The organism is Flavobacterium hydrocarbonoxydans, assembly GCF_009789235.1.
Taxonomy (GTDB): Bacteria; Bacteroidota; Bacteroidia; order Flavobacteriales; family Flavobacteriaceae; genus Flavobacterium; species Flavobacterium hydrocarbonoxydans.
Window position 1 is genome coordinate 44,429 of record NZ_WSTB01000016.1, and the last position, 24,363, is coordinate 68,791.

The following is a 24,363-nucleotide window of genomic DNA, read 5'->3' on the forward strand; positions in this document are numbered from 1 at the left end:
AATTCTAAATTTGTGTTTTAAATTCCGCATCACTTAAAATATATTATTATGCAACTTGTTTTCGCTTCAAACAATAAAAACAAAATCAAAGAAATACAAAGTATTCTTCCGGAAACTATTAAAATCCTGAGTTTAGAAGAAATTGGCTGTCACGAAGAAATTCCTGAAACGGCAGACACCATCGAAGGAAATGCCATTCTGAAAGCCAATTATGTAACCGAAAAATACGGCTACGATTGTTTTGCTGATGATACAGGACTGGAAGTTACAGCTTTAAACGACGAACCAGGCGTCTATTCGGCAAGATATGCAGGCGAGCAGCGCAATGCTGATGATAATATGAATAAACTTCTGGAGGCATTAACAAACCATCAGGACCGAAGCGCAAAGTTTAAGACCGTTATTGCATTAAACCTAAAAGGAGAACAACAACTTTTTACCGGAATTGCCAAAGGAACAATTGTTTTTGAAAAAGCCGGGGATTATGGTTTTGGGTATGATCCGATATTTCAGCCGGAAAATTACAGCGAAACTTTTGCGGAATTATCTTCGGATGTAAAAAATAAAATCAGTCATCGGGCAAAAGCAACTCAGCAACTAATTGATTATCTGCATTCCATCCAATAATTGTTTAAAATACAACATTTTACGGGACAAAATTTATATTTCAAGACGATTTTTTTTATCAATAGATTCTCAAATTCATTTAAATAAAACATAACTTTTTGATAATCAAATCATAACAAATGTATAATTATTGAAATTGCATTAGTTTATCTGAATAATTAACAGTAATTTTGCACCCTATTTTAAAAATACATATGAATAAATTTGAACAATTAGGATTGAATGAATCGTTACTGAAGGCGATTTTAGATCTAGGATTTGAGAATCCGTCAGAAGTACAGGAGAAAGCGATTCCCCTATTATTGGAAAAAGACACAGATATGGTTGCGTTGGCTCAGACAGGGACAGGGAAAACGGCAGCTTTCGGTTTTCCGCTAATCCAAAAAATTGATGCTGACAACAGAAATACACAAGCATTAGTTTTATCGCCAACACGAGAACTTTGTTTACAGATTACCAACGAACTTAAAAACTACTCAAAATACGAAAAAGGTATTAATGTGGTAGCAGTTTACGGCGGGGCTAGTATTACAGAGCAAGCTAGAGACATTAAGAGAGGAGCACAAATTATTGTGGCTACTCCGGGAAGAATGCAAGACATGATCAACAGAGGTCTGGTAAACATTAAAAATATAGATTACTGTATTTTGGATGAGGCTGACGAAATGTTGAACATGGGATTCTATGAAGACATCGTATCGATTTTATCTGATACTCCAGATCAAAAAAGTACATGGTTGTTCTCTGCAACTATGCCACAAGAGGTTGCCAGAATTGCAAAACAATTTATGAGCGAACCGGTAGAAATTACTGTAGGAGCTAAAAATTCAGGTTCTGCAACCGTTTCTCACGAATTTTACCTAGTAAATGCACGTGACCGTTACGAAGCACTTAAACGTTTGGCCGATGCTAATCCAGATATTTTTTCTGTGGTTTTCTGTCGTACCAAAAGAGATACTCAGGCTGTTGCCGAAAAATTAATCGAAGATGGATACAGCGCTGCTGCATTGCACGGAGATTTATCTCAGGCGCAACGTGATGGTGTAATGAAATCTTTCCGTGGAAGACAAATTCAGATGCTTGTTGCTACTGACGTTGCTGCACGTGGTATTGACGTTGATAATATTACTCACGTAGTAAATTACCAACTTCCTGACGAAATTGAAACATACAATCACCGTTCTGGACGTACTGGTAGAGCTGGAAAATTAGGAACTTCTATTGTAATTGTTACAAAAAGTGAGTTGCGTAAAATTTCTTCTATCGAAAGAATCATCAAACAAAAATTCGAAGAAAAAACAATTCCATCTGGAATCGAAATCTGCGAAATTCAATTATTGCACTTAGCAACTAAAATTAAAGATACTGAAGTTGATCACGAAATTGACAACTACTTACCAGCTATCAACAATGTTTTGGAAGATTTATCTAAAGAAGAGTTGATTAAGAAAATGGTATCTGTAGAATTTAATCGTTTCATTGCTTACTACAAAAAGAATAGAGATATCTCTACTCAGTCTGGAGAAAGACGTGAAAGAAGTGATGCTGAACCAAGAGAATTCAATAACAACGGAGCAGTTCGTTATTTTGTAAACATCGGTTCAAGAGATAATTTCGATTGGATGTCACTTAAAGATTACCTGAAAGAAACATTAGACTTAGGTCGTGATGACGTTTTCAAGGTAGATGTAAAAGAAGGTTTCTCTTTCTTTAACACTGATCCTGAGCATACTGATAAAGTAATGGAAGTATTAAACAACGTACAACTTGAAGGACGTCGTATTAATGTTGAAATTTCTAAAAATGATGGTGGCGGAAGACGTGACCACAACGGACGCTCTGGTGGCGGACGCAGTTCTGGAGGACCAAGAAGAGAAGGAAGTTTTGCTCCAAGAAGAGAAGGTTCTGGAGGAGGATTTAGAAGCGACAGAAATTCAGCTCCAAGAGAAGGTGGTTTTAGAAGCGACAGAAATTCATCAGCTCCAAAAAGAGAAGGTGGTTTTAGAAGTTCTGCCCCAAGAGAAGGTGGTTCTGACAGAGCACCAAGACGTTCTGAAAGCTTTGGTGATTCACCAAGACCAAGAAGACCAAGAAGAGACTAATCATTTGATTATCTTTACATATAAAATCCCAAATTCCAGACATAATTGGAGTTTGGGATTTTTTTTAAAACTAAAAATATTCTTTTGAATGAATATTTTTTTAATTCAAATCAATTTAATTTAAACCCTATTGCTTCTTTTTTACTTAAATCCCAAAAGTGAGATTCCTTTCCTTTGTTAATTTTCTGATAATTATATTCGAATACTGCAAAATATTTAATCACGATTTACTACTTTTAGAGCTTTAAATCAGGATATGAAATATTTTGCAGTTTTCTTTTTTATACTATTCTCCACTATCGGTTTTTCGCAAGAAACTGACCCGGCTATACCGCATAGAGTTTCTGGTTATGTTATAAATGATAATACCAAAGAGCCACTTTCAAGTGTAAATGTTATTAACACGAATAAAGTTCGCGGTGCAACCACTGACAACAAAGGTTATTTTGAAATTGACGTACAACCCAACGATACGTTGCATTTTTCTATTATAGGATTTCAATCGTTACGTGTTAGAGTAACAAACGACTGGATCAAAAATAAAGTAACGCGTATTCAGTTAACTGAAAAAGCCATTGCACTAGAAGAAGTAATTATTGCGCCGTTTAACCTAACCGGATACCTTGAAGTTGATTCAAAATTAATTCCGACCAAAGAAAACTATCGTTATAGTATTTCAGGACTTACACAAGGTTACGAGGCAGGCGAATACGCTCCAAACGCTTTTGGAAAAGTATTAGGATCTATTTTTAATCCTGCTGACATGTTGTATAATTTCTTTGGAAAAAATGCAAAAGAACTCAAGAAACTCAAAGAAATGAGGAAAGACGACACGGTAAGAAATCTTTTAGAAACAAAATACGATCGTGAAACTGTTGCTGTACTTCTAGGTATTACCAAAGAAGAAATTCCAGAAATCATGCAGCGTTGCAATTACTCTGATTCGTTTATTCAGACAGCAAACGACCTTCAAATTATGGACGCAATTAGCGGCTGTTACGAACAATACAAAATTTTAAAAAGAAATTAAGCTTCTTTAGAATATCATATTAAATCCTCAATTTTCGAATTGGGGATTTTTTTTGTTTTTAAATGATTGATTACAAATAAAAAAAAAATCGCCTCTGGAAATCTCCCCTCAAATGTAATCTACCTGACATTTAACTGATTGCCGTTATCCTAATTTAGTATAGCAATAATTAAAATTTGATATATGAAAAAGCTATTTTTAATTCTCCCGATTTTATTTTTCATTCTGTCCTGCGAATCCGAAGGCGAACTCACTAAAGATGTGATTCCAGAAACCACAATTCCTGATGACGAAAATCCTTCAGACGATACTAATTTTCAACTCAGAGGGAAATTTCAACCAACTTCGGGGATTTCGGTGACTGGCGATGCCTTAATTTTCTCAGAAGATAACCTTCAGAAATTAAAATTCTCCAATTTTAGTGTTTCAAATGGACCAGATTTAAAGGTTTATCTTTCTAAAACTAGCACTCCAACTGCTTTTATAAATTTAGGCAATCTAAGAGCTAATGCTATTTACACCATTCCAAATCAGGCTAATTTATCCGAGTACAAATATGTCTTGATTTATTGTCAGCAATACAGTCATTTGTTTGCTTTTACAGAATTAACAACAAATTAAAATCTAAAAAATGAAAAAAATATTTCTATTTACTGCTTTCACAATCTCCTGCATAAGTTATTCTCAAGGATGTAGTGATGCCGGAATTTGCTCTATTGGGAATGGTTTTGAAAAAAATCATGAAGATTATAAAAATCAAGTTGAAGTAGCTACTATTTTTGGAGCTGGAGAATCTGATGTAACTTATTTCTCGCCTTATGTTTCCTATACCCGCAAAATAAACGAGAAACTTTCATTGAGTAGCAAAGTTACTTTTTCTAGCGCTAACGGAAGTTTTGGTACAAGGGCTGATTTTGGAGATGCGTATTTGGTTGGGAATTACACTTTTGAAGAAAAAAAAGCCAGACAATGGAGTGCTTTATTAGGATGGAAACTACCTTTTACAACCTCAAACCGAAAAATAAATGGATATTCACTACCTGAAGATTATCAATCCAGTTTAGGAACTTTTGACTTATTCCTGGGAACTAATTTAAAATACCAAAAATGGGACTTTACTGCAACAGTTCAGATTCCTGTTTTTAATATTAATAAAAATTCCTTTTTTAAAGAATATTCAGGAACCGATGATTTTCCATCAACCAATTTATTCGAACGTAAATCTGATGTTTTATTAAGAGCCACTTACACCTTGACAACTCCTAACAAAAAGTTCGTTTTTAAACCAAATGTTTTATTTATATATCATCTTGGAGAAGATAGTTTCGAGAATATTTATGGCGTTAGAGAGAACATTACAGGTTCTGATGGTTTGACTATAAATGGCAACCTGATAAGTTCTTATAGCATAAATACTCGAAATTCGGTAGAACTTTCGCTAGCTACTCCTTTTGTTGTTCGGGATGTACGTCCTGATGGATTGACCAGAAAATACGTAGTGGGATTAAATTACAAATATTCTTTCTAAAAATAACTTTCATTTTATATAAACCTTCAAAATTTCTTTTGAGGGTTTATATTTTGAATTAGAATTAGAATCTATTTCTTTTTTTATTTTTAAAAATACTTCGTCATTACTTGGCAATACAGCAAATAATTTCCTAAATTAGATATTCTTACTTTTTGGCGAAAAATCATATTTTCGAAATAAATACAGCATATCATGATCAATACTACACAAAAAATTTTAAGTTTTATCAATCTTCAGAACGGTGAGGAAAACAAGAAGAAGGTAATCGAAAATATTACAAGTGCTGTATCGTTTAGAGGTTCTAACATCTGGATTTTGGCTTGTGCGATTATCATTGCTTCTGTGGGACTGAATGTAAACTCGACAGCTGTAATCATTGGTGCGATGTTAATTTCGCCTTTAATGGGACCAATTGTGGGCGCTGGTTTCGGGTTAGGCATGTATAATTTTCAGCTTTTAAAAAAATCAATAAAAAATTTACTCATTGCAACTGCGGTAAGTCTGACTACTTCTACGATATATTTTTACATTAGCCCTTTTAAAGACGCACAATCAGAGTTGTTAGCCAGAACTTCGCCTAACATTTATGATATATTAATTGCTTTTTTTGGAGGTTTAGTAGGGGTCATAGCTGTTACCCGGGTCGAAAAAGGAAATCCTATTCCTGGTGTTGCTATTGCAACTGCTTTGATGCCGCCGTTGTGTACAGCGGGTTACGGCTTGGCTTTAGGGAACATTAAATTCTTTCTTGGTGCCATGTATTTATATACTATCAATTGTGTGTTTATCTGTATTGCGACTTTTATCATTGTTAAATATTTAAATTACCCTATAACCAAACAGTTAGACCTGAAACATGAAAAACGAGTAAAATATGGAATTACAATTTTAATTTTAACCCTGATTGTACCCAGTACTTTTTTCGCTTATCAATTGTTCATTCAAAAAAATTATACGGCAAAAACGCAAAATTTTATTCAAAACGAATTTTTAAACTATGATTATCCCATTATTTACAAGAATATCGAATACAACAAATCGCCCAAAAGAATAGAATTAGCGTTTTTAGGAAAGAAATTTAGTGAAAATGAAATCGCTGATTTAAATAAAAAACTAATCTATTATGACATACAAAACACCAGATTAATTATCAAACAGGACACTTTTAATCTTGGGAAAGATATTATGAACAGAATAAATGACAGTAAAAATCTGGTAGATCAAAAAGATGTTTTAATTAATGAATTAAGAAACAAACTATCTCAATATCAATTTAATAAAAGCCAAATAAACAAGGAAGCTAAAATTTTATTTCCGTTTATTCACTCCCTTACTATCGGAAATTATTCTTATGATAGTAAAACAAATACGTCCAATATTATCCCTGTTGTATTATTTCAAAGTAAAAATAATATCGACAATGACAGTGAAGAAAAACTTAAAAAATGGCTAAAAACCAGGCTTGAAAAAGATACTATTGAAGTGTACCGTCAGAATGTAATTTTAAAAAAATAAGTTTGATTCGTATTCGATTAGCCAAAAATTGTAACTACATTTACTTGTAAATTAAGTTACTAACTAAAATTTAAAATAATGTCAAAAAGTCAAGATGCCAAGAAAACCGTTAAAAAAGAACCTTTAAAAACAGCAAAGGAAAAGAAAGAAGAAAAAAGAGAGAAAAAAAATAGTCCAAAAAGAGACTAATTTTATAAAAAAATCAGTCGCAGTTTTCGGTTTTGTTAAACTGTAAACTGCGACTGTAATTTATTACTTAACCGGAATATTTGATAAAATTTCTAAAACAAATTTCCAATATTTTTGAGCAGAAGATATACTGGCTCTTTCGTCTGGAGAATGCGCTCCATGGATAGTTGGTCCAAAAGAAATCATATCCATATCTGGATAATTTGTTCCTAAAATTCCACATTCCAAACCAGCGTGACAAGCTACTACTTTTGCTTTTTCTCCGTTTTGTTTCTCGTAAATCCCTGTCAGAACGTCTAATATTTCAGAGTTTACATTTGGTGTCCAGCCTGGATAAGATCCTGAAAGTTCTACTTCGCAACCTACCAATTCAAAAGCAGAACGCAATGAATTTGCTAAATCAAATTTTGAAGTCTCAACTGATGAACGTGTTAAACATCCAACCAGAATTTCGCCCTCTTTTACGATAACGCGAGCGATATTATTGGAAGTTTCAACCAGGTTTTCCATATCGGCGCTCATTCTGTAAACACCATTTTGTGCTGCGTAAATCGCTCTGATAATTCCTTCCTGAACTCCTAAATCCATCACTTTTGCAGGAGTATCACATTTTACAATTTCGATAGAAAGATTCGGTTCAGTCGTTTTGTATTCGGCTTTTATATCGTTGATGATTTCCTGCATATCAAAAATATAGGCTTCGTCAAACATTTCCGAAATAATCACTTTGGCAACACTTTCTCTCGGAATCGCATTACGCAAACTTCCTCCGTTTATTTCAGCTACCTGCAAACCAAAGTTTTCAAAACCATCAAACAACAAGCGATTCATAATTTTATTGGCATTACCCAAACCTTTATGAATATCCATTCCTGAATGACCTCCTTTTAAGCCTTTTACGGTAATAATATGTCCAACAGAACCTTCTGGAGTTTCTTCTTCGTGATAGGTTCTTGTAGCTGTTACATCAATTCCACCAGCACAGCCAATATCAATTTCATCGTCTTCTTCCGTATCCAAATTCAATAAAATCTGACCTTGCAAAACACCTCCTTTTAGGTTCAAAGCTCCTGTCATCCCGGTTTCTTCATCGATTGTAAACAACGCTTCGATTGCCGGATGCGGAATAGCTGCGCTCTCTAAAATAGCCATAATGGTCGCTACTCCTAGCCCATTATCAGCTCCTAAAGTCGTACCACGCGCACGAACCCAGTCACCGTCAACATACATATCGATTCCTTGCGTGTCAAAATCAAAAACAGTATCGGCATTTTTTTGGTGTACCATATCAAGGTGTCCCTGCATCACAATTGCCTTGCGGTTTTCCATTCCTGGAGTTGCAGGTTTACGGATAATTACATTTCGGATTTCATCTTCAAAAGTTTCTAAACCTAAGCTGTTTCCAAAGTTTTTCATGAATTCAATCACACGTTCTTCTTTCTTCGATGGACGCGGAACGGCATTCAAATCTGCAAATTTATTCCATAGCGCTTTGGGTTCTAGGTTTCTTATTTCCTGACTCATTTTATATATATTTATTTAGGATATTTTGATGGATTCAATGAAGTATTAAAAACGGATAAAATATAAATTGTTTTTAATTTTTCATCAATAAAATAAAAGATAATAAAGGGGAATTTCTTAGTAGGGAAACCATGATAATCTTTATATCTAATTTGAAAAAATGGATTATGCGTTAATACTTCTATATGTTCCTCAATCACTTGATTAAAATATTTGCCCAATCCTGTTTGTTTAGAATCATAATAATCAATTGCATCCTGTATATCAAGAATTGTCCTTGGCTCAACTACAACTTCAAAAATCATTTCTCAGACTTAAAACGTAATTGTTTTTTTGCTTCATTCCAAGGAAGAAAATCTTCTGATTTTGAAGTTGCTCTTCTATCATCTAACAAACTTTTCATTTCTTCGGTTACAGAAAATTCATTAATTACAGTTTCATAATTAAACTTTTCAATTAACTGCATAAAAAATGACAATTCATCATCTGGAATATTTAAAGTGATTTGCGTCATAACTTTTAAATTGAAATACAAAGTTACAAAGTTTAAAGCGATGTCTTTGTTTTTTTTTCGCCACGAATTTCATGAATTAGCACCAATGTAATTGGAATTAAAAATAAAATTCAAGAATACTTATCTGTTTTTACAATTTCAAAAGAAATAATTAGTGAAAATTTGTGGAATTCGTGGCAAACTTTTTTAATCCATCAATATTGTATTTATATTTACCTATCCAAACTTTACACTTTGAAATCAAAATACATCCTGCCCTTATTTCTTCTGTTTCAGATTATCATTCTAAAGATTCTGCCTTTCTTTCCAGAATTTACAGAACGCTTTTACAGCAACGGATTATATTTGAAAATCTCTCATTTTTCAAGAATTATTTTGGGAAGAATTCCGTTTTCGGTAGGCGATTGTATTTATTTTATTCTAATTATACTTTTGATAAGATGGTTTTGGAAAATTAGAAAAACATGGAAACGACAATGGAAAGATAATCTACTGAAAGTTCTAAGCGGTCTCTCGGTATTTTACTTTTTCTTTCATTTGCTTTGGGCGTTCAATTATTATCGGGAACCTCTTTTCGAAAAAATGAAAATTCAAAGAGAATATTCGGATATGGATTTGCTCGTTTTCACTAAAAAACTAATCGCGAAAACCAACAAAATTCAATATAAAATTACCCAAAATGACAGTCTAAAAGTTGTTTTTCCGTATTCGCAGGAACAGGCTTTTCAGATGAATTTGAACGGTTACGAAAATCTGGCGAAAGAGCATCCTTATTTTGAATATCAATATCTAAGTACTAAAAAATCACTTTTTAGCTTACCGCTTACTTATATGGGTTTTGGCGGTTATCTGAATCCGTTTACGAATGAAGCTCAGGTAAATGATTTGCTGCCAATGTATAATTTTCCTCTCACAAGCTGTCACGAAATGGCGCATCAAATGGGGTATGCCAGCGAAAGTGAATGCAATTTTATTGGTGTTTTAGCTTCGGTAAAAAACGATGATCTTTATTACCAATATTCAGGTTACAGTTTTGCCTTGCGCTATTGTTTGAGTATTTGGCAATTCAAAAACGAAAAGATTTTTAAAATATTAAAGAGACAAACCCATATTGGAATTTTGAAAAACTATCAGGAAAGCCAGGATTTCTGGAAAAGATATGACACTTTTATCGATGAGGGATTTCATGCTTTTTATGATAGTTTTCTCAAAACAAACAATCAAAAAGACGGAATGTATAGTTACAGTAAATTTGTAGATTTGATGGTGAATTATTATAAAAATCGACAGCTATAATTTTTTAGCCACAGATTTTTAGAATTAAAAGGATTTTATTTTTGAGTTTTTTAATTGAAATATAACAATTAAAAAAAATATGATTTCAGATGCAAAAGGAGAAATCATTCAAATCCTAAAAATCTGTGGCTAAAAAAAACAATTCGTTGTAACAAAACAAACGTAAATACTACTAATACACTATGAGCGAAAATCTAGAACAGTCATTTGTAGCACAATTGCAGGCAAATCAGAATATAATCCACAAGATTTGTAGATTATATACTGCCGGCGAAGATGCTCACAAAGATTTGTTTCAGGAAATTACCATTCAGCTCTGGAAAGCGTATCCAAAATTTAGAGGCGACAGCAAATTTTCGACCTGGACGTACCGTGTCGCTCTAAATACTGCCATTACCTTATACCGAAAAACCAAACGAACCGTATCGACCGTAGAATATGAAAGTCATCAGCATTTTGTAAAAGATGTTGATTACAATTATGAAGAAGAAGAACAAATAAAATTGATGTATAAAGCGGTTTATCAGCTTAACGACATCGAAAAAGCACTGGTTTATATGTACTTAGAAGACAAAGATTATCAAGAAATAGCAGAAACCTTAGGAATCAGCGAAGTGAATGCACGTGTGAAAATGAACAGAATTAAAGGGAAACTTAAAAAAATATTAAATCCTTAAAATTATTATGAAAGAACTGGATTTATTAAAAAAAGACTGGAAAAAGAACGAAAACTCTTTTGAACAAATTTCTGAAACAGAGATTTACAAAATGATACATAAAAAATCCTCATCAACAGTGAAATGGATTTTGATTATCAGCATTTTGGAGATTTTATTTTGGACATCTTCAAACTTATTTTTCAGTACCGACGAAATGTTAATCAAAATCAAGCATCCGGAAATGATTTTATATCTGGAAATACTAACTTATTTTAATTATGTTGTGGTTCTGATTTTTGTTTATTTTTTCTATAAAAGCTATAGAACCATTTCTACAATAGAATCGACTAAATTATTAATGAGCAGTATCCTGAAAACCAGAAAAACAGTTCAGTACTACGTTTGGTACAATCTGGCAATGGCTGTTGTAAGCTCTATTATTAGCTTTTTTATTGCTTTTGTCTATAATCCGGATATGGCTTTTTTAAGAGATAAACTGGCTACAAACGGAAAAGCTTTGATTATAACCATCGGCATTTTGATTCTGGTGACACTTGCTTTTTTAGGGATATTCTGGTGTTTTTACAGATTACTTTACGGAACGCTTTTACGAAGATTATACGCTAATTATAAAGAACTGAAGAAGATTGATTTTTAACAAAAAGGTTCAAAGCTGCAAAGAGACAGAGGTTCAGAGGTTTCTAAAAAAGCTTGAAACCTGAAACTTGAATCCTGAAACTAAAAAAAACTCTAAGCTTCGTTTTCTGGTCCTTTATAACTCCATCTTCTCATTTCGTTCAGTTCTTCTTCGGCTTTGATTTCTTCAGCTGGAATAACCTTTAAGAACGAAGGATGCTGCTCGATGGCGTATTCTACTTTTTCTACGATTTCTTCGATGGTATCATTCTCATAATCAATATCAAGAGGTTCTTTGATGATAAATGATTGTAAAATACCTTTCTTTTTCATTCGTAATCCTTTTTTATCAAATGAACGACGGAAACCATCAATCACAATCGGAATTACAATGGGTTTATGCTGTTTGATAATATGTGCCGTTCCTTTTCGAACAGGTTTAAACGATTTGGTGGTCCCTTGCGGAAACGTAATTACCCAACCGTCTTCGAGTGCAATTCTAATATTTTCGGTGTCATTCGGGTTTACATCACGTTTTTCAGTAACATCTACCCCTTTGGCACGCCAGGTTCTTTCTACGGTAATCGCTCCAACATAAGCTAAAATTCTTGGCAATAAACCGGCTTGCATCGTTTCTTTGGCAGCCACATAATACAAGTTCATTTTGGGCTGCCACAAATAACCAATGTTTTTTATATTGTCTTCGCGTCCGCTTAAACTCGCATTAAAAACATGAAACATTGCCACCACATCGGCAAAATAGGTCTGGTGATTGGATATAAATAACACATTTGTATCAGGCAGATTTTTAATAATTTCAGATCCTTCAATCTGTAATTCGTTAAAACCTCTATATCGTTTATGCGTCATGGCACCCAAAATACGGATTAACCATTTTTTGATGAATAATATATGTCCGAAAGGATTTCGTTTAAACAATCCCATAGCCGTGTATTGTGTTTTTTTGTTAAGACGCAAACATACAAAAATTATTCTTTTAGCAATTGTTTAATGTAATTTCGAATTAATTTTGTTATTTTAATGAATATCAAATTGTTAAATTATTGTTTTTACGAATTTTCTTCAAAAACAACTTTTAGCACCTCTCTCAACTCACTTAACATCATTGCTGTCGCCCCCCAAACCACATGGTTTTGAATGTTAAAGGCTGGAACAACAATATTATCAGCATAAGAAGTTGACAATGTGGCATCGATGATAATTTCGTCATTCAAAAAAACCGAAAGAGGCAATTCTATAATTTCAGCGACTTCTCTGATGTCCGGATAAAACAATAATTCTTCTTTTGAAAAGCCTAAAAAAGGATACACTAAAAAATTACTTGGCGGAATATACATAGGTGTAAAATGCTTGATTACCTCGATTTTTTCTGGAGCGATACCTACTTCCTCATGGGTTTCTCTAAGCGCTGTTTCTTCGTAATTTCCGTCAAAAGTTTCGTATTTACCTCCTGGAAATGCAATTTGAGATGAATGTACACCATTATAAGCATTCCTGACAATCAAAACCAAGTGTGTTTTATCATTTTTAGGATAAAGCAGCATCATTACAGCAGCAATTCTTGGATTTTGTGTTTTTAAATCAAGGCTCTTTAAGGCTTCAACTCTTTCGGGAGGTGCCATTTTTATATGTGATCTTTCAGCTGGCAGTTCAACCGGAATTAAATTAGGAACATATTGCAAAAAATCTTGAAAATCCATAATCAAAGTTTATTTTTGTACTTTCAATTAAAGTAAACTAAAGTATAAATATAGTTTAGAAAACGCGGTCTTACAAGTTTTCTAAAACCAAAGCCATAAAAATGTACAGTAAAGAAGAATCACAAAAGTTAAAAAGAGAATTTTGGGTGGCTTTCGCCGAAAAATATCCACGTAAATGGGTGCTTTATGATACCAAAATCAAAGACTTTTCTTTTAAGTTTTTTGTAGATAATAAAAAAGCGCAGGTTTTTATAGACATCGAACCCCGAAGTGATGAAAAACGTCTAGCTTATTACGAAAAACTCGAAGCTCTAAAAAATATTCTGGAAGAAGAATTCATTAAAGATTTGGTTTTCGAACAAAACTATATTTTAGAAAGTGGTAAAACCATCAGCAGGATTTGGGTCGAAAAACAAGGCGTTGGCTTCAGTAATCGAAACAATTGGGATGCCATATTTGATTTCTTTTTCGAAAAAATGAATGCTCTTGAAATGTTCTATTTAGAGTATGATGAGTTTATTAAGGATGTTTCTTAGAAGGTTATGAGGTTCTAAGTTGCTAAGCTTCTAAGTTTTCTATTTTGTCTTAGGACTAATTTTAATTCTTTTCTAAATCTTTTATCTGATCATAAAATATCATCAATTGTTTGTTTAGTTTTCTAAAGCGATAAATACCAATAATTAAAGCTATAAAAGCCAATCCAAACGAAATGTAACCTAGAAATTTGATATTCTTAAAATCATCAAGCTGAATCAATGCTATTCCGGTTAAAAGTAAGTAAAAAGCTGATCGAATATAAGACATTAAAGTTCTTTCGTTTGCCAATTTTGTTCTCTCCAAAGACAAATAATCCCTCAAAATAATTTTTTCATTATTTTGATACGCTGATGAAAAATTGAAGAAGCTTTTTAATTGTAGCATAAAACTAACTTATTTAAAATCTAAATAACTAAAAACAATATTTCAAATCAAACATTCGTCATATTATAAACAATAATCCGCTGATCATAATTGATATACAATTGCTTACGATAATCCTGCTTTTTACGGGTTATGATGGAGAGCTTGCATTCTACTCCATCGTTATCTTTACATAGAAAAGAATAAATAACATCAGTATCATTTTCTTCACGCTCGATATATTCTACAATATTATACAATTGAATTTCCTGCGAATAGACTACAATTCGATGCTTGTTAGTATCTAAAATAACCGAAAGATTGGTCAGATCCAGATTCGACCATTCGCCCCATTTACCTCTTTCGTTTTTCTCTAAAACACTAAAACCAGAAGTTCTAAATTGATACGACTGACTTTGCGATTTCTGGATACTCAAAAGAAAAAAAAGAAAAATTACTGCGGTGCGAAAAATATTCATATAGTAGTTAATAGGCAATTAAAAATCAAATTTACTTTTTTCCTGGCACGCAGCTTCAAAATCAGTCATGATTTCCTGAATTATTTTTTCGACTGGCAAAATTTCGTGAATCAATCCGGCAATTTGGCCAATTTCGAGTTCACCTTCTTCCAAATCACCTTCAAACATTCCTTTTTTGGCTCTGGCTCTTCCTAAAAGCTGTACCAAATCTTCTTTTGAAGGACAAGTTTCGTACAAACTTTGAACATCTTGATAAAATTTATTTTTTATCAATCGCACAGGAGCTAATTCTTTCAATGTCAATTGTGTTCCTCCCTCTTTTACACCAATAATAGTTTCTTTGAAATTATCATGTGCCGAAGATTCTACCGATGCCGCAAAACGACTCCCGATCTGAACACCATCAGCACCTAAAATCATTGTTGCCAGCATGCCACGTCCTGTAGCGATTCCGCCCGCTGCTATTAAAGGTATATGTATTTTCTCTTTCACCATCGGAATTAGTGTCAAGGTGGTGGTTTCTTCCCGACCGTTGTGTCCGCCGGCTTCAAAACCTTCAGCAACTACTGCATCAACACCTGCTTCTTGCGCTTTTAAGGCAAAAACACTACTGCTCACGACATGTACCACCGTAATTCCTTTTTCTTTTAAAAAAGAAGTCCAGGTTTTGGGATTTCCTGCTGAAGTAAAAACGATTTTAACGCCTTCTTCAACTACAATGTTCATGATTTCTTCGATATTGGGATACAACATCGGAATGTTGACACCAAAAGGCTTATCAGTTGCTTTTTTACATTTCTGAATGTGTTCTCGCAATACTTCCGGATACATCGAACCAGCGCCAATGAGCCCTAAACCGCCGGCATTACTCACTGCCGAAGCTAATTTGTAACCGCTGTTCCAGATCATTCCACCTTGAATAATTGGGTATTTTATATTGAAAAGTTGGGTGATTTTATTCATTCAAAAAAACTATTATTGCTTAATTATCTTACCAGTTTGATGTAAACCATCGGCATCAAAAGTATAAAAATAGAGTCCGCTTTTTAGAGATTCTAAAGAAAGTAATGCATTTTGACTGGTAATTTGTTTTTCGATTACTTTTTGTCCTAAAACAGAGTAAATCACAATCGAAGCTGTATTATTTTTATTCGAAAACAAAAATGAAACCTCCGATTTTACAGGATTTGGATAAACCGTTAAAGCTTCATTTTCTAAATCCGAAAAACTATCTATTCCTAAAGTGGCGCCAAAATTGGGGATTCCATATCCAAATTCGTTATTTGGCGTAGCATAATTGTCCGATGACTGCAAAATCATCTGGCGAATTTCCTGATTGGTTTTCGTTGGGAAAGCCTGCCACAAACAGGCAATCATTCCGGCCATAATGGGACAAGAAAAAGAAGTGCCGTTTGCAGTTGTTATATTTCCAGCAATATCCGAAACTACAGCAGCAGTTCCCTGCGCCATCACATCAGGCTTTATTCGATTGTCAAAACTAGGCCCTATAGAGCTAAAAGCCGATCTCGATTTGTTTGCCATCACAGATCCTACCGCAATAACAGAAACAGCATCAGCAGGGGCGCCAATATGAGGCTCTGTTTGTCTTCCTTCATTTCCTGCCGAAGCCACGACAATAATTCCTTTGCTAAAAGCAATTTCTGCACCTCGCGAAACAAAAGTCGTAGTTCCGTTCATATCGCTATAGCTATAATTGTAATCGGCATTATCTCTTTGCTGAAAATAGCCCAACGAAGTCGTAATAATATCTACACCTAAACTATCTGCCTTTTCAGCTGCTTCAACCCATAGAGACTCTTCTAATGGCTCTTCTGTAACATCAATTTCAGTTCTGAATAAATAATAAGAAGCGTCAGGAGCAGTACCCACCAGAGCATTTTCTTCGTAACCTCCCATGGTAGAAAGCACAAGAGTTCCATGACTTCCACCTGTATAAAAATTGGTATTTCTATCTACATAATCATAACCGCCCAGAATCTGGTTATTATCTCGTAATCTCTGAAAAGGCTGTGCCGTATTCACTCCTGGAAAACCAGCGTCTAAAACGGCAATTACTTTCCCAACTCCGGTATAATTTTGTTGATGTAAAACGTGCCCATTAAGCATTTGGATTTGATTTGCAGAGTTTCCGTAAGCATAATCAATCTTGGTTTCCAGTTTGTTTTTGACTTTCGCCGAAATATTAGTTTTTGTTTTTTTTGAAGTTGAATTTAATTCTTTATTCGCAAAAACTACTTTATCTACAAAACTTAGATTTTTTAATGCCAGGACTGAAGCCTCACTTCCTTGTATATGAAGCGCATTCAACCATTTTGATTGTGACAAAACTGTAATTCCAGAACTGGCTTTTACCTGTGCAACATAGGTTTTCTCTACCTGCGCATCATTAAAATCTAAAGCTATATTTTGATTGGTTCTTCGTGTAAGCGCTCGTGGCGAAAGCAATTCAGATGGCGTTGCCAATTCGGATTGTGCGTTGGGTTTGGCATTAAAATACACCCAGGCATCTTCTTGCGAAAACATCACAGAAGTACCTAACAGTAGAAAAAAAACGTAAAAATGCTTCATAATTTACTTTCTTAAAAGGTTAAACCTCTGTAAAAAAGTATAAAGCTAAGAAATTACTCCCGAACCAACTAATTCAGTGTCGAAATACCAAGCTACAAACTGACCTTCGGTAATGGCAGATTGCGGTTCCTCAAAACTCACGTACATTCCATCCTCAAATTGGTGTAAAGTTGCTTTTTGTAAAGGCTGACGGTAACGAATTCTTGCCATGACTTCCATCGTTTCACCTACTTTTAAAGCTAAATCTTCACGAATCCAGTGTACTTCAGATTTTTCGATAAATAATGCTTTCTTGAACAATCCTGGATGCTGACTTGATAAACCTGTGTAAATAGTATTAGTTTCAACGTCGGTTGCAATAATGAATAACGGATCAGTTGTTCCACCTACATTCAAACCTTTTCGTTGCCCAACAGTAAAATAATGGGCACCCTGATGTTTCCCAACTACTTTGCCCATTGTAGGTAGATAATTTCGCTTTTGAGCTTCTAATTTCAGTTCTTCTTCTAAAGATAAACCAGTTGGTCTTTCGATAGTATAGATGGAGTCGTTTTTGTCGATTTGAACAATTTTACCTTCTTTTGGTTGCAATTTTTGTTGTAAAAATTCCGGCAAACGTACTTTTCCGATAAAACATAATCCTTGTGAATCTTTCTTTTCGGCAGTTACCAAATCCATTTCAGCAGCGATTTCACGCACTTCTGGTTTTGTTAAAGCGCCAATTGGGAATAATGATTTAGATAATTGTTCTTGTGATAACTGACACAAGAAATAGGATTGATCTTTATTAGTATCCGCTCCAGCGATTAATTGGTAAACAGGTTTGCCGTCAACTTCTATTTCGCTTTTTTGACAATAATGTCCTGTTGCTACATAATCAGCACCAAGACTTAAAGCAATCTTCATAAAAACATCAAATTTGATTTCGCGATTACAAAGTACATCCGGATTTGGAGTTCTCCCTTTTTCGTATTCGTTGAACATATAATCAACGATTTTTTCTTTGTATTCTTCGCTTAAATCTACGGTTTGAAACGGAATTCCGAGTTTTTCAGCTACCAATAATGCATCATTACTGTCTTCTAACCACGGACATTCATTAGAAATAGTAACCGAATCATCGTGCCAGTTTTTCATAAAAAGCCCAATAACTTCGTACCCTTGTTGTTGCAACAAATAAGCCGCAACACTCGAATCTACTCCACCAGAAAGTCCAACAACTACACGTTTCATTTTAACTCCTTTATATTTTTATAAGGGTGCAAATGTACGAACAAATTTTAGATTTTAGATTTTAGATTTTAGATTTTAGATTTTAGATTTTAGATTTTAGATTTTAGATTTTAGATTTTAGATTTTAGATTTTAGATTTTTTGAAATTTTCAATTTCAAAAAATCTGTTTCAAAACTTAGAGACTTAAAATCTTAGTAACTTAGTCGCTTTTTTATTCCATTTTAGGTTTGGACTCAGCACGAAAAGCACTTTTTGGATCACTCATATTCACCTCTTTTTGGAGTTTTCCTTTTTCATAAAACTGCCACATACCTACTTTTTTCCCGTTTTTAAATTTTCCCTTTGAGGCTACAACCCCATCAGAATCATAAAAAGTAGCATCTCCATTGTACTCATTATTCTTATAAGTACTCTGTTCCAGAAGTATTCCGTTTTGTCCTGTTTTTTTATAAATTCCTTCTTTTAAACCATTTTTATAGGTCAGTTCTTCGGCAATTTTAGCATCTGGATAATACACCGTTCTTAATCCTTCTAATTTGCCTTTTTTATAGTTTTCGAGTGTCATTACTACTTTGGAAGCTTTGTGGTAATACTTCCATTCGCCTTCGTTATTTTTTCCAAATGATTTTCCTTCACTTACTTTATTTTTATTCTGATCATAAAAAATAGTGTAACAACTTCCGTCATTCGCTGTAAAATCGCGGGTAGCCACTACATCTCCTTTTTTAGTATCGTCAAAATATTTGAAAATTCCCGTTTCTTTTCCGTGGCTAAATGTTCCTTCGTAACGCGGACGCTTCGAAAGTTCGTAGATACCTTTCCATAAACCATGTTTTTTTCCGTTTGCATCTAGCTTATTGATGTCGGTTTGTGCGTGAATCAAGAACGCATTAAGTAATACAAATCCAATAATTATTTTTTTGTACATCATATTTTAATGTTTAAAAGAAGCCTAATGTCTGAGTTTAGCCCCGATGGAGGCGGTATCTCCCGATTTAGAAAAACAAGGCTTTTTTGCCGTAGTTTTTCTAAATCGGGAATAAAGCCGAGAGCGGGAAACCATGATTGTAAAATTGCCTTTTGTTTTGCTCCTAAATATTTATTTAAACGAAAATAACTTTTAGAAAGTATGTTTTTGAAATAAAAAAAATCCCGATAAATCGAGATTTTTTTATTTTATTATTTCTTTTTGTCTTGCTTTTTTGCAGCTTCCTGTTGCTCCATTACTTCCTGAAGACGTTGCTGAAATTTGCTTTGTTTTTTAGGCTCTCTTAATTTGTTTTCCTGAATCTGAGCGTGAATTTTATCATTATCAACGATGTAATTCTTGATGGCAAACATAATTCCGATGGTGATTAAGTTCGAAATAAAGTTATACAAACTCAATCCGGCACCGTAGTTATTGAAGAACAACAACATCATTAATGGCGAGATGTAAATCATGATTTTCATCATTTTTGCCATATCCGGCATTCCTTCTTGCTGTGGAGCTGCCATTTGCTGGTCTCCAGATGTCATTTTCATATAGAAGAAAATCGCAATTGCTGCCAGGATTGGGAACAAACTGATGTGATTTCCGTAAACCGGGATATTAAACGGTAGATTGACAACGGCATCAAATGATGATAAATCGTCTGCCCAAAGGAAGCTTTTTTGTCTTAACTCAAAAGCCGATGGAAAAAACTGGAACGATGCGTACATAAACGGAAGCTGAATCAGGGCCGGAATACATCCTGCCATTGGGTTTACTCCTGCTTTGTTGTACAGTTTCATTGTTTCCTGTTGTTTCTTCATTGGGTCTTTTTTGTATTTTTCACCCAATTCTGTTATCTCCGGACGTAAAACTTTCATTTTGGCCTGAGATAAAAACGATTTATAGGTAATAGGCGACATCGCTATTTTGATGATGATCGTAAAGATGATAATCGCAATTCCTAATGACAATCCAATTGTGGAACTCAAAAATCCGAATAACGGAATGAAAATCCATTTGTTGATCCAACCGAAAATTCCCCAACCTAATGGAATGATTTTTTCGAAATTTTTATCGTATGATTTTAATACTTTATAATCAGAAGGCCCAAAATACAAGCTCATTTTATAATCTACTTCTCCGTTTGAAAAAGCCAAAGGAACTGTTGCTTTGAATTGCTTGATAAAAGTAGTATCGATTTCTTCGTCTTTTACCAGGTCATCTGATTGTAATTTTGATGTTTCGAATGGTTTTTCTGTAGATAAAATAGTCGTGAAAAAGTGCTGTTTGAAAGCAACATACGTTACTTTTTCAGGAGTTTCTTCTTTTCCTTCACCGTGATTTACATAGCTGTATTTTTCATCTTCGTACTCATATTGAATTTCAGCAAAACGTTTTTCGATAGAAACACTTTTCTCGCTTCTGTAAGTTCTTAAATCCCAAACTAAATCTAATGGTTTAGCCGAATTTAAAACTTTATTCAATCCTTGAGAACGAATGTCAAAACCAACTAAATAATCGTTTGCTTTTAAAACATATTTGTATTCAAGGAATTCGTTAGCACCCGCTTTTAAACGCATTGTTAAAATTTGGTCTGCTCCGTTTTTAGTCAGTGTTGGTTCAAAGAATAAATCTTTAGAATTCAACGTTCTGTTATCAGTTGTTTGCAACTGAATATTCAGGTGTGAATTATTGTCTTTGATTAATTGTACCAATTGACCCGAATTAGCAGAGAATTTTTTAAAGCCTTTTAATGTAGCTTCAGCAATGTATCCTCCTTTATTGGCAATAACCAATTTTATCTTTTCGTTTTCTATTGTAGTAAAAGCCTCTTTTGCAGAAGGAAGCGTAGCCGAATAAGCAAAACCTCCTAAAGTTTTTTGCAATTTAGCCAACTGAAGCGTATCACCGGGAACTGCAGCAGTAACTGGCAAAACAGTCGTTTTTGTTGCGCTAGTCTTAGCTTGTGCTTCTTGTTTTGCAACCAATTCTTTCTTAGCTTTTTCAGCAGCAATTTCCTTATCAGAAGGTTGATTTTGGTACATAATCCACATCAAAATTCCGAATATCAATACAAAACCAATGATTGAATTAAGGTCAAATTTTTTTTCTTCCATTATAATTTTAAAAAAGTTATTCGTTTCAGGATATTAGTTATGAGTTGAACTCAAATGTTACATCCTACTAGAATATTAATATTATTTTTTAATTGCATTTACAGCAGCAGCAACAAAATTCACAAAAATTGGGTGTGGATTTGCAACGGTACTTTTGTATTCCGGATGGTATTGTACACCAATGAAAAACGGGTGATTATCAAGCTCAATAATTTCTACCAAGCCTGTATCAGGATTTACTCCAGAAGCGATTAAACCTGCTTTTTGTAATTCGTCTTTGTATTTATTGTTGTACTCATAACGGTGACGGTGACGCTCAGAAATAGTCGTTTGCCCGTAAATTTTATGCGCTAAAGTACCTTCTTTGATATCACATTTCCATGCTCCAAGACGCATTGTTCCACCTTTATCTGTAATTGTTTTTTGTTCTTCCATCAAATTCACAACCGGATGTTTGGTGTTTTCATTCATCTCAGTAGAATTCGCTTCTGCGTAACCTAAAATATTTCTGGAATATTCGATAACCGACATTTGCATTCCTAAACAAATTCCGAAAAACGGAATGTTATTTTCACGTGCATAACGAACGGCTTCGATTTTTCCTTCGATACCTCTTTCTCCAAAACCTGGTGCTACCAAAACTCCATCCAGAACTCCTAATTTCTCAGCAACATTATCAATATTGATGTGTTCCGAGTGAATAGAAATCACGTTAACTTTTGTTTCGTTAGCTGCACCTGCATGGATGAACGCCTCTAAAATAGATTTGTAACAATCCTGCATTTCTACATATTTACCAATCAAACCGATGTTTACCGTTTGTTTTGGATTTTTTAATCTGCGTAAAAAAGTGTTCCAGTTTTTCAAATCCGGAGCTGCTTTTTTAGGTAAATCTAATTTCTTTAAAGCCACAACATCTAATCCTTCTTCAAGCATTAAATTTGGAACTTCATATATGGTTGAAGCATCGATAGACTGAATCACTGCTTCTTTTTTTACATTACAAAACAAAGCTAATTTGCTACGTAATTCCTGTGACAATTCGTGCTCTGTTCTACAAACTAAGATATCCGCTTTGATACCGCTTTCCATCAAAGTTTTTACCGAGTGTTGTGTTGGTTTTGTTTTTAGCTCACCTGCAGCAGCCAAATAAGGAACCAAAGTCAGGTGAATCACGATTCCGTTGTTTTCACCCAATTCCCAAACCAACTGACGAACTGACTCAATATAAGGTAAAGACTCAATATCACCAACAGTTCCACCAATTTCCGTAATTACAATATCATAATCGCCAGATTTTCCCAGCAATTGCATTCTGTCTTTGATTTCGTTTGTGATATGAGGAACAACCTGAACCGTTTTTCCAAGGAATTCTCCTCTTCTCTCTTTTTCAATAACCGAAAGATAGACTCTTCCTGTAGTAACGTTATTGGCCTGAGAAGTTGGAACATTCAGGAAACGCTCGTAGTGACCTAAATCCAAATCTGTTTCTGCTCCGTCATCGGTTACATAACACTCTCCGTGCTCATAAGGATTTAAAGTTCCAGGATCCACATTGATATACGGATCAAATTTTTGAATAGTTGTACGATAGCCTCTTCCTTGTAACAATTTTGCTAAAGATGCTGCGATAATTCCTTTTCCTAAAGAAGAAGTCACACCGCCTGTAACAAAAATATATTTTGTTTGATTCATTCTGTTGTTGTTTGTATTGTAGTTGTGTAAAAAACTTGGCAAAAGTACAAATTTAATTGGACATTTTGCTAATTAGAAAATTAGAAAATGTGTCAATTTAAAATTTTAAGAAATAGACAAGTGGTAATTAGAAACAATGAATTAAATTCATTTTAAACCAAATATTTAAAATTATCTTTCTAAACATTATCTAATTTTCTAATTTTCCCATTATCAAATTCTTTTAAGGTTTTGGATATTGCTTTTTGATGTTTCGGATTAATTCTTCCAGGCCGTTTAGTTTCAATTCGTAGATAAGCGCTAATTGCTGTCCTAATTCTCCTTTTGGAAAACCTTTATTATGATACCAAACAATGTAATACTCAGGAATATCAATAAGAAACCATCCTTCATATTTACCAAAAGGCATCTTCGTATGCGCTAATTTTATAAGTTGTTTTTTGTCTTGTTCCATTTTTTTTAAAGAAAAAAGAAGCAAGAGAAAGAATATAGACTGGATTCTTTCTTCTTGCTTCTAGTTGGTACAAAGCTATATTTTTTTTGCCACAGATTAAAAGGATTAAAATGATTTAATAACCTGTGGGTGTTTTTTCGCCACGAATTCCCGAATTATATTTAAAACTAATTCGTAAATTCGTGGCGAATATAAAACTTAGCATCTTAGAACCTTAGCAACTTAGTAATGCCATCTCACAAAAGCCTCCATCGCGGCATACGTTGCCAAACCAAGTTCCTGATACAAAGCGGCAGTTTCTGCATTTCTGTCTTCGGCTCTTTGCCAAAATTCTCTGGCATCAGTTCCCTGAAATACAACTCCGTCTTTTTGAGACTGGTGTTTGAAAATTCCGTGACGTTTTGCCAAAACCTGATCCGGACTCATGGGTACCGCCATTTCTACTTCGTCGATTCCCCATTCCTGCCATGCTCCTCGGTATAACCAAAGCCAACATTCATCCATAAAAGATTTTGGTTTTAAAGCTTTTACAGCTTCAAAAATAGCATCCAGGCAAACTTTGTGTGTTCCGTGTGGAT

The 24,363-nt window shown here is 34.0% G+C and carries 24 protein-coding genes and 1 pseudogene; 10 read left to right on the plus strand and 15 right to left on the minus strand.

The genetic code is table 11. From position 1 onward, the window contains the following. The first annotated feature begins 48 nt into the window (after positions 1–48). The 6 genes from GON26_RS20025 (at position 49) to GON26_RS20050 (ending at position 6,805) form a co-directional block, all read left to right on the plus strand. The gene (locus tag GON26_RS20025) at positions 49–627 is read left to right on the plus strand and encodes a non-canonical purine NTP diphosphatase (RefSeq protein WP_160376546.1); all 579 of its coding nucleotides are present in this window, start codon (positions 49–51) and stop codon (positions 625–627) included. 194 nt (positions 628–821) lie between these two features. Continuing rightward, positions 822–2,729 (plus strand): DEAD/DEAH box helicase, encoded by a 1,908-nt coding sequence (locus GON26_RS20030; RefSeq protein WP_160376547.1) that lies wholly within the window; start codon positions 822–824, stop codon positions 2,727–2,729. 256 nt (positions 2,730–2,985) lie between these two features. Continuing rightward, positions 2,986–3,759, plus strand: a complete 774-nt coding sequence (locus tag GON26_RS20035; protein ID WP_160376548.1) for a carboxypeptidase-like regulatory domain-containing protein — start codon at positions 2,986–2,988, stop codon at positions 3,757–3,759. Positions 3,760–3,942: 183 nt separating this feature from the next. Continuing rightward, on the plus strand, positions 3,943–4,380 hold the full coding sequence (locus GON26_RS20040; protein ID WP_160376549.1) for a DM13 domain-containing protein: 438 nt from the start codon (positions 3,943–3,945) through the stop codon (positions 4,378–4,380). 10 nt (positions 4,381–4,390) lie between these two features. Continuing rightward, entirely contained in the window at positions 4,391–5,287 is an 897-nt protein-coding gene (locus tag GON26_RS20045) for a hypothetical protein (protein ID WP_160376550.1), read from the plus strand. Positions 5,288–5,482: 195 nt separating this feature from the next. After that, complete coding sequence (locus GON26_RS20050; RefSeq protein ID WP_160376551.1) at positions 5,483–6,805, plus strand: DUF389 domain-containing protein; 1,323 nt, start codon at positions 5,483–5,485, stop codon at positions 6,803–6,805. A 252-nt stretch (positions 6,806–7,057) separates the two neighbouring features. Here GON26_RS20050 and GON26_RS20055 read toward each other — a convergent pair whose 3' ends face one another. Genes GON26_RS20055 through GON26_RS20065 form a run of 3 tightly spaced genes read right to left on the minus strand, consistent with a single transcriptional unit; the run spans position 7,058 to position 9,032 of the window. Next, positions 7,058–8,518: an aminoacyl-histidine dipeptidase gene (locus tag GON26_RS20055; RefSeq protein WP_160376552.1), complete on the minus strand. Its 1,461-nt coding sequence runs from the start codon at positions 8,516–8,518 to the stop codon at positions 7,058–7,060. An 11-nt stretch (positions 8,519–8,529) separates the two neighbouring features. After that, complete coding sequence (locus GON26_RS20060; RefSeq protein WP_160376553.1) at positions 8,530–8,823, minus strand: type II toxin-antitoxin system RelE/ParE family toxin; 294 nt, start codon at positions 8,821–8,823, stop codon at positions 8,530–8,532. After that, on the minus strand, positions 8,820–9,032 hold the full coding sequence (locus GON26_RS20065) for a hypothetical protein (protein ID WP_160376554.1): 213 nt from the start codon (positions 9,030–9,032) through the stop codon (positions 8,820–8,822). The genes GON26_RS20060 and GON26_RS20065 overlap by 4 nt, the downstream gene beginning before the upstream one ends. Positions 9,033–9,266: 234 nt before the next feature. Here GON26_RS20065 and GON26_RS20070 point away from each other — a divergent pair, with 234 nt between their 5' ends. From GON26_RS20070 to GON26_RS20080, 3 genes are all read left to right on the plus strand, one after another. Next, positions 9,267–10,328 (plus strand): DUF3810 domain-containing protein, encoded by a 1,062-nt coding sequence (locus GON26_RS20070; protein ID WP_160376555.1) that lies wholly within the window; start codon positions 9,267–9,269, stop codon positions 10,326–10,328. A 182-nt stretch (positions 10,329–10,510) separates the two neighbouring features. Then, positions 10,511–11,005, plus strand: coding sequence for an RNA polymerase sigma factor (locus GON26_RS20075; RefSeq protein ID WP_160376556.1), 495 nt, complete (start codon positions 10,511–10,513; stop codon positions 11,003–11,005). 7 nt (positions 11,006–11,012) lie between these two features. Then, entirely contained in the window at positions 11,013–11,645 is a 633-nt protein-coding gene (locus tag GON26_RS20080; RefSeq protein ID WP_160376557.1) for a hypothetical protein, read from the plus strand. Positions 11,646–11,737: 92 nt separating this feature from the next. Here the strand turns inward: GON26_RS20080 and GON26_RS20085 are convergent, their stop codons facing one another. Both GON26_RS20085 and GON26_RS20090 read right to left on the minus strand, forming a co-directional pair. After that, the gene (locus GON26_RS20085) at positions 11,738–12,568 is read right to left on the minus strand and encodes a lysophospholipid acyltransferase family protein (protein ID WP_160376558.1); all 831 of its coding nucleotides are present in this window, start codon (positions 12,566–12,568) and stop codon (positions 11,738–11,740) included. Between the two features lie 125 nt (positions 12,569–12,693). Beyond that, complete coding sequence (locus GON26_RS20090; RefSeq protein ID WP_160376559.1) at positions 12,694–13,344, minus strand: NUDIX hydrolase; 651 nt, start codon at positions 13,342–13,344, stop codon at positions 12,694–12,696. Positions 13,345–13,445: 101 nt separating this feature from the next. Here GON26_RS20090 and GON26_RS20095 point away from each other — a divergent pair, with 101 nt between their 5' ends. Continuing rightward, entirely contained in the window at positions 13,446–13,880 is a 435-nt protein-coding gene (locus GON26_RS20095; protein ID WP_160376560.1) for a DUF4268 domain-containing protein, read from the plus strand. 61 nt (positions 13,881–13,941) lie between these two features. On the opposite strand, the gene GON26_RS20100 is transcribed toward GON26_RS20095, so the two are convergent. The 10 genes and pseudogenes from GON26_RS20100 to GON26_RS20145 all read right to left on the minus strand — a co-directional run. Next, entirely contained in the window at positions 13,942–14,265 is a 324-nt protein-coding gene (locus GON26_RS20100; RefSeq protein ID WP_160376561.1) for a DUF202 domain-containing protein, read from the minus strand. 47 nt (positions 14,266–14,312) lie between these two features. Beyond that, on the minus strand, positions 14,313–14,723 hold the full coding sequence (locus GON26_RS20105; RefSeq protein ID WP_160376562.1) for a hypothetical protein: 411 nt from the start codon (positions 14,721–14,723) through the stop codon (positions 14,313–14,315). A gap of 18 nt (positions 14,724–14,741) precedes the next feature. Beyond that, on the minus strand, positions 14,742–15,686 hold the full coding sequence (locus GON26_RS20110; RefSeq protein ID WP_160376563.1) for an NAD(P)H-dependent flavin oxidoreductase: 945 nt from the start codon (positions 15,684–15,686) through the stop codon (positions 14,742–14,744). 12 nt (positions 15,687–15,698) lie between these two features. Continuing rightward, positions 15,699–17,312 carry a S8 family serine peptidase gene (locus GON26_RS20115; RefSeq protein ID WP_160376564.1) on the minus strand — a complete coding sequence of 538 codons (1,614 nt, stop codon included), beginning with the start codon at positions 17,310–17,312 and terminating at the stop codon, positions 15,699–15,701. 45 nt (positions 17,313–17,357) lie between these two features. Continuing rightward, positions 17,358–18,545, minus strand: a complete 1,188-nt coding sequence (gene mnmA / locus GON26_RS20120) for a tRNA 2-thiouridine(34) synthase MnmA (protein WP_160376565.1) — start codon at positions 18,543–18,545, stop codon at positions 17,358–17,360. A 212-nt stretch (positions 18,546–18,757) separates the two neighbouring features. Continuing rightward, a complete protein-coding gene (locus GON26_RS20125; RefSeq protein ID WP_160376566.1) occupies positions 18,758–19,477 on the minus strand; it encodes a toxin-antitoxin system YwqK family antitoxin in 720 nt (239 codons plus the stop codon). A 248-nt stretch (positions 19,478–19,725) separates the two neighbouring features. After that, the gene (gene yidC / locus GON26_RS20130; protein ID WP_160376567.1) at positions 19,726–21,636 is read right to left on the minus strand and encodes a membrane protein insertase YidC; all 1,911 of its coding nucleotides are present in this window, start codon (positions 21,634–21,636) and stop codon (positions 19,726–19,728) included. An 81-nt stretch (positions 21,637–21,717) separates the two neighbouring features. Further along, positions 21,718–23,331 carry a CTP synthase gene (locus tag GON26_RS20135; protein WP_160376568.1) on the minus strand — a complete coding sequence of 538 codons (1,614 nt, stop codon included), beginning with the start codon at positions 23,329–23,331 and terminating at the stop codon, positions 21,718–21,720. Positions 23,332–23,554: 223 nt separating this feature from the next. Continuing rightward, positions 23,555–23,785 carry a DUF3820 family protein gene (locus tag GON26_RS20140; RefSeq protein WP_160376569.1) on the minus strand — a complete coding sequence of 77 codons (231 nt, stop codon included), beginning with the start codon at positions 23,783–23,785 and terminating at the stop codon, positions 23,555–23,557. 222 nt (positions 23,786–24,007) lie between these two features. After that, positions 24,008–24,363: pseudogene (locus GON26_RS20145) on the minus strand (glucosamine-6-phosphate deaminase); the annotation flags it as partial.